Annotated in this window: 5 protein-coding genes and 1 pseudogene; 3 read left to right on the top strand and 3 right to left on the bottom strand. The window is 34.3% G+C overall.

The genetic code is table 11. The features are described 5' to 3' along the window. Positions 1–225, top strand: a pseudogene (locus tag AC220I_RS18390) (oxidoreductase); the annotation flags it as partial. Between the two features lie 128 nt (positions 226–353). Here AC220I_RS18390 and AC220I_RS18385 read toward each other — a convergent pair. Together AC220I_RS18385 and AC220I_RS18380 are read right to left on the bottom strand one after the other, a co-directional pair. Further along, complete coding sequence (locus tag AC220I_RS18385; RefSeq protein WP_486725322.1) at positions 354–1,070, bottom strand: YkgJ family cysteine cluster protein; 717 nt, start codon at positions 1,068–1,070, stop codon at positions 354–356. Between the two features lie 16 nt (positions 1,071–1,086). Beyond that, entirely contained in the window at positions 1,087–1,947 is an 861-nt protein-coding gene (locus AC220I_RS18380; protein WP_486725321.1) for a phosphatase PAP2 family protein, read from the bottom strand. 187 nt (positions 1,948–2,134) lie between these two features. On the opposite strand from AC220I_RS18380, the gene AC220I_RS18375 reads away from it, so the two are divergent. Next, positions 2,135–2,362 carry a hypothetical protein gene (locus tag AC220I_RS18375; RefSeq protein WP_486725320.1) on the top strand — a complete coding sequence of 76 codons (228 nt, stop codon included), beginning with the start codon at positions 2,135–2,137 and terminating at the stop codon, positions 2,360–2,362. Positions 2,363–2,459: 97 nt separating this feature from the next. Here the strand turns inward: AC220I_RS18375 and AC220I_RS18370 are convergent, their stop codons facing one another. Next, complete coding sequence (locus tag AC220I_RS18370) at positions 2,460–3,512, bottom strand: hypothetical protein (protein WP_486725319.1); 1,053 nt, start codon at positions 3,510–3,512, stop codon at positions 2,460–2,462. A 378-nt stretch (positions 3,513–3,890) separates the two neighbouring features. Here AC220I_RS18370 and AC220I_RS18365 point away from each other — a divergent pair. Continuing rightward, positions 3,891–4,663, top strand: a 773-nt coding sequence (locus AC220I_RS18365) for a metallophosphoesterase (RefSeq protein WP_486725318.1), incomplete at its 3' end; no start/stop codon positions are given.

The raw sequence follows: 4,663 nt of genomic DNA, 5'->3' as shown, positions 1-4,663 counted from the left end.
CCTTTCATTTTGCGTGGTGTCACCCTGTATGGCATCGATTCTGTTCAATGTGATATGCCTTTAAGAAAAGAGATCTGGCATCTATTTGCAAGTAAATGGGACATTTCAAGTCAGTTCAGTTCAACGGAAACCATTTCTCTTCCAGAAATCGACCAAAGAATTGACGCTATGTTAAAAGGGAAGCATTCCGGAAGAACTATTATTAAACATGAGCATAAGGAATAAGGTATAAGGTATAAAAGCATTCGTATATATACCACTTGATAAAATTAAAATGACTATATCAAATTTTAGGTTTGATATAGTCATTTTTAAATTTTAAGTAAGTCACACTTTGAAAAATCTGTATACTATTATAAGGGTTTATTCAAGTTAATGCCCTTTAAAACATCGAGTTTAAGATTGTAAATAAAGTCAGATGTAATTGTCTCGAAAGCATCATCTATCAGTATATTTTCAATAAAGAAACCTACTAAATGTTGATTTAAATCCATTTCATTCATTATTGCCTCAAAATACAACCGTCCATCTAGATTAACCAAAACATCATACATTTCGTTAACGTCTTCAGTGTTTAATACTTGTTGCCTTTGATAATGCTCACAATATTCTATTGTTCGATTGATGACGCTTTTGGGAATTTTTAAACCCATTTCCTTTAAAACATATCTTGCCGCATTTATGTTTTGCTTTCTAACTTGATCCAGATTCTTTTGATAGGCTTCAAAGGTTCTATTACCAAAGATTCTACAGGGTAAGGGTCTTGCTTCATAAATATCACATCGACTGTCTTCATTTAAAAATGGACACTTTTGAGGTTTTACCCATTCTAAAAACTGATGCTGTAGCAATTTTTTTATCAAGCCCTCTGGCAATTCAAGCTTGCCATCTGCACCCATATAATAATGCGAAATAATGTTTAAGCCTTCAACAACAGATATGTTGACCGACTCATGGCAGCACTTGGTACACCCCTTGCATTTGCCTGTTGGTACTGACTCATATACTGCATTTAATCTCTCAAAAATCTGGTTGTCCTTACAATAATTTATCCCTTTTTCAATATTCATATTTGATTTCACTTTCTTAAAAAATTCGATGTTTGGAAAGTCGCATAGCAACAAACAGCGCAGGAGCGCCTGCTGTGGCCCAAAGTAACGCTGCGAAGTATCTTATAAATACGATCAACGCCGTATTAGGTAGCCAGATCTTCATGCCGATGAAAATTCCCAAAAGACCGGCCATACCAACAATATACTTTATGATTTGAAGATCTAATGGTCCCCTGGCATCAAAATTAACAAAGTTTTCTTCAATCCAATAACCGAGAATATAACCTAATAGAATGGCAACGCCCTTTAAATAATTGTCCGTTCTAAAAACAAAAAGTGATAATATACCAATTACTAAAATAACAAAATATGGTAAAAAGTCACTGTATCTATGTGCGCGTTCATGTATTATTTCAGAAGCCTTCACCACAACATAGGCAATTACAACGGCTGCAATTACATCTTTAGGCCAATGAAGCCCAAGATAGACTCTTGAAATCGCAACCGCAAAAATCAAAATACCTCCGAGAACCTTCATAAAACTATTTTTATAAATCATAATCATAGAGAATACAAAGGTCGAAATGGTCTGTGTATGACCACTAGGAAATGATGCGCCTTCTGCGGTTTGGATTCTCAGACTTTTTATCCCCTCTATCCCAATCGGTCTCACTGCATCAAAAATCTCTTTTAACATCCCATTTAAAGTAACAGACAAGGTCATCGCCAACAAAACCCTTCTGGAATTCACTTTATCAATACACCAATAAAACATGCTTAAAATAATAATATAAGTGTAGGCTTCCCCAAGTATTGTAATGTACTCAAATATTTGGTCTAAAATAGGTGAGCTAAACGATTGCAACCAAATAATAAAATTTATTTCGACTGGCATTTTACGCTCCTATGGTCATTTATTATCCTTATTGTATCAAATGACTTTAAACTTAACAACCTTAGAACATTTCAAGAAGAGATACCTATTCCTTTAAGCTTTCTTAACATATGTGATTTTTCTGAATTTTCATGGTATATTATTAAAAAATATATCACCTACTTGTTTTGCTTAAGGATGGTTACTTATGAGAAAAATACAAAATTATATCTCGACAACTTCAAAAATAAAAAAATTATCGGATGCCTTCTTCTTGATTGCGCTCATAATCAGTTTAGGCACTTTATGGTCAACTTATACGGCTAAAGCATCAAATGTATGCCCAATTAATGCCAATCAAAATATGTATTATTTATCGATCGGATTACTAATTATTTCTTTTGTTATCACTTTTTTCGAGAAGAAAAAAAGTTGATCCAAAATATTAATCGCCATATGCTCTGAGCTTAACTCAATGCACATGGCGATTTTTAATTCAAGTTTGTTTTTCCAACCGTCTTGGAAACCCATTCCTACTTGTATGACATTTCTAATTTCATATTTAAATCATCGGCAATGTTTTGAGACAAGGGATATAATGCATCTAACTTCTCAAAAGAACCAAATACCATATCTCGATTTTCTTCTATGATTTTTAAGATCCTAGATGCCGCTTCCGTGGTTATTGGATACTGAGCCTCTGAAATAATCTCTTGATAGAAGTCTACAAGACTTTGTGTTGGATAGAAATCATTTCCGATTAAACCATTAAAGACATTTGGGTTTACAGTGTTCCAAATGGCAACAGAAAATAGTATTCTTACATTTTCAAACATTTGAGGTTGTTCTTGTTTCACTGATTTCCCATATGTTTGAAGAAAGGCTTCATAGGTGTACATTCTACTTTTTAAGGTTTCTAAATCAACGGACAAGTACTCCTCAACTGTCAAAGGTTGCTTCAACTCTTCACCCATTATGTTTAAGTACGCACTATAAGCTTCTGAAACTTTACCTTCGTATAGGTTTGCAAGTTCAACATAGTCAATTTGAGGATAATAACTTCCCTCTCCATTGTATAAAGCATAGCCTTTTTCTAGGGTATTCTTTATCACATCCTTGAAAGCCTCTGTTTTCAACTTATCAACAAGTGTCATTTTAGTTTCGCCGTAAACCACATATTTCGACTGATCTGCTAATGCACCCGCAATCTCTTCATGAATACCCATTAGACTTTCACTGTAATAGAGATTAATTTCCGCCATGAGATTTGATTCCAAGTATTTAAAATGTTCAATAAATAATGCATCAATATCTTCTTGCGAAAAATCATTTAGGTAGTTGGGTAAAACTTCTATATATTCAGCGAATCTGCCTTCACTTATCAAGGCAAACAAGGCTTCTTTTTCAGCATTGTAATCGACCGCCTCCGCTTCATCTTTTTCAGATGCAATTACATCATTCTCTTGAGTAGCAAGCGGACTTGTTTCTTGTGACTCAGAGGGTGCATTATTATCAATTGCTTTTGCTTGACACCCTGACATGAGTAATGAAAACACTGTAATACCAATAATTAATTTTCTCTTCATACTTAAATATAGATTTTTTAAACCTATCCTCGCTTTCTTTTGTTATAGTCTTATGTTACCTATCTATTATAATGCCTAAATATGTCTAGCTTGTGTCTATATGATTGCAATTCAATTAAAAACATCTGAAAAGATGTTAATTTTTTTCAATATTTTTTGTGACTTTTATACAAAGTATTTTATAAATCCATGGATTAATTGGCTTACTTAATTGGCTTTAGGACTTATTCATTTCTTATGTAAACTTGATTGTAGCAGGGCTTGTTAAATTATCATAAAACGTTTGTTAAATTGATTGAATTTTCTTTTTTTTTGATATAATCATATTATCCATAATATGGACTTTTTGGGGTTACTAAAAACTACGGGAGGTAAAAAATGAAAAGAAAATTGTCGATTTTATTGACACTGGTCTTAATGTTCACTACGATTCCATTTGCAGCGTTTGCAGCTGATGAAGAAATCAACATTTCGATCCTAGGAACCAGTGACTTACACGGTCGTATCTATCCTTACGAGTATGCAACAGATTCACCTGATTCTGATGCCGGACTCGCTAAAATTGCAACTGTGGTCAAGACACTTAAAGCTCAAAACCCAAACTCAATTCTATTTGATTGTGGTGATACATTGCAAGACAATAGTTCTGAGCTATTTAATGATTTGCCAGTACATCCAATGATCCAAGCCATGAATATGATTGGCTACGATGCATGGGTCCTCGGTAATCATGAGTTTAACTTCAGCATGGATTTCCTTAACAAAAACATCGCTGGATTTAACGGTAGTGTATTAGCTTCAAATATTTATAAAGAAGCGACAGGCGATCGTTTTGTTGCACCATACAAAATTTTTGACATTCAAGGTGTCAGAGTTGCAGTAGTCGGTATGATGCCACCAAATGTACCAATTTGGGAAGCTAGTACACCTGAGCACTTTGCTGGCCTAAAGTTTACAGATGTCATCGAAGAAACTGGAAAAGTCTTAGCTGAACTTGAAGGTAAATACGACGTCCTCGTCGGTGCTTACCATATCGGTCCTGAAGGCGAACACGGTTATGACGGTATTGATCTCGTTGCTGAAAAATTCCCTCAATTTGATGTTATTTTCGGTGGTCATGCCCATAGTCAATATACCAATGAAATTAACGG

The organism is Fusibacter sp. (genome assembly GCF_057447755.1).
This window is presented reverse-complemented; position numbering and strand designations above follow the sequence as displayed.